2 protein-coding genes are annotated in these 1,807 nt (G+C 51.1%); both read left to right on the top strand.

What is annotated here, in order from left to right; genetic code table 11:
- On the top strand, nt 1-184 hold a 184-nt coding region (locus tag I5M_RS33285; protein ID WP_210161606.1), incomplete at its 5' end, for a hypothetical protein.
- Nucleotides 181-1,807: HAD hydrolase family protein (locus I5M_RS31925; RefSeq protein WP_148287797.1), on the top strand; the 1,627-nt coding region annotated here is incomplete at its 3' end. The genes I5M_RS33285 and I5M_RS31925, both read left to right, overlap by 4 nt.

Here is a 1,807-nt window from a genome sequence, read left to right as displayed (position 1 = left end):
AAATATGCTCGGCGTGATGCTGATGGAATTGCGCAATGATCTAACCGTAGGAGAGCCCAGATTTACTCGGGCCGCCTTGGTAGAAGACCGACATAAGGTGACAAGAACCTCAGCCAAAGAAACCAAGAGGGCCGGGAAACCCCAACAAGCGAAAATGCAGAAGTTGAAAGTAAAGGATAGATGACTCCCTACGAACTAGAACTGTCGAAATTGGGAAAAACGGTCGAGGCAGCAGCGTCTGCTGATATCGAGCGGTTTAAGACTGCAATCGCGGCGGCGAGCGAAGCTAGTATCATAGCAGTCGGATCCGGCGGATCGTTCACGGTTGCCTCTCTTCTTTGTAGCTTGCATGAAGCTTTTACAGGTCGCGTTTCTCGGGCTGTGACGCCCCTCGAATTGATTTGCAATCCCACCTTGGCATCCACAAGCCCTATCTTTATCGTTTCTGCTGAAGGAAAAAATCCCGATATACTTGAGGCTCTCCATAGAGCTCGGCAGCACAGCTCCCGAACGGTTCACGTTATAACCAATCGAGAGCATAGTCCGTTAATGGACCAAGTGATTGACTTGAATGATGTAACCCCGCACGTTTTTGCGTTGACCGAAAAGGACGGCTATCTCGCAACAAACAGCCTTGTATTTGATGCAGCGGTAGTCGCCCGCGCCTACGGCGAGCTGGATCGCCAGCCTGTCGAGATCCATCGTCAGGCTGACGAGATTGTCCTCGGGGGGCTCTCTCTCGAAGAATGGATTAGGTCTTCAGCATCCTTCGCCAAGGAAACCGCTAGACGAGGCAGCTTAATCATAGTCTTCTCACCAAATCTTCGCCCAATTGCGGAGGATCTGGAGTCCAAGCTTTCAGAAGCGGCGCTACTATTCAGTCAGCTTGCTGACTTTCGGTCGTTCGCTCACGGACGCCACCTTTGGCTTACTGAGCGATCCAAGGATGCATCATTATTGGTACTAACGGAGCCGGCTGTAGAAAGACTCTGGACCGATATGTGTCCTCAGATCCCGCTGGAGGTGCCCACGTTCTGCATGCAGCTGCCTGCCGCGAAACCGAAGGATCTAATATCCGGTCTCATTGCGGGCATGCATCTTGTATCCGAAATCGCAAATGCGGCTAATCGCAACATCGCTAAACCAACGATCTCTCCGCTGGGTAGAAGCCTGTATTACGCCAACCTTCAAAGTCTGATTCCTCCACCCTTCGAAGACGCGTTACGAGGAGAGATTTCAAAGTATGAAGCTCTCGGCGCTCACTGGCCCTCGTCGCGAAACAGTGGGAAAATAAGACGTGCGCTTGAAGATACTGAATTAGCGTTTCAGGCGCAGAAATTTCGTTCCATTGTGTTTGATTACGACGGCACTCTTTGCAATTCTAACGACAACGACCGACCGCCTTCGCCCCAAATAATTGATCACGTAAAACGGCTTCTTGAGGCCGGAGTAGTGATTGGGGTTGCGTCGGGGCGGGGTGGTTCAATGGCGGATCACCTGGAGCGAGTTTTTGATCAGACTCACTGGTCCAAGATTTGGCTTGGGCTCTACAATGGTGGATGGATAGGCAAGCTAGGCGATCTTCCTCCGGAAACAGAACGGTTGAGCGAGTTTCTGATCCACGCAAAGCGCATAATCACCAACCTGCAATCTTTTGGAGTTCCCATCTCGGTGATCAAAGCAACTGCTCCTTACCAAATTAGCATTCGGTTTGAAGGGGGCGTCAACACAGAAACTATGTGGTTTGTTATCGTTGACGCGTTTAAGCAGGCCGGACTGGAAACGAGCACAATAGTACGGAGTAACA

This window comes from Rhodopseudomonas sp. B29, from assembly GCF_000333455.1.
Taxonomy (GTDB): domain Bacteria; phylum Pseudomonadota; class Alphaproteobacteria; order Rhizobiales; family Xanthobacteraceae; genus Rhodopseudomonas.
Note: the sequence above shows the minus strand (reverse complement) of the source record. Positions and strands in the feature narration are given on the sequence as shown.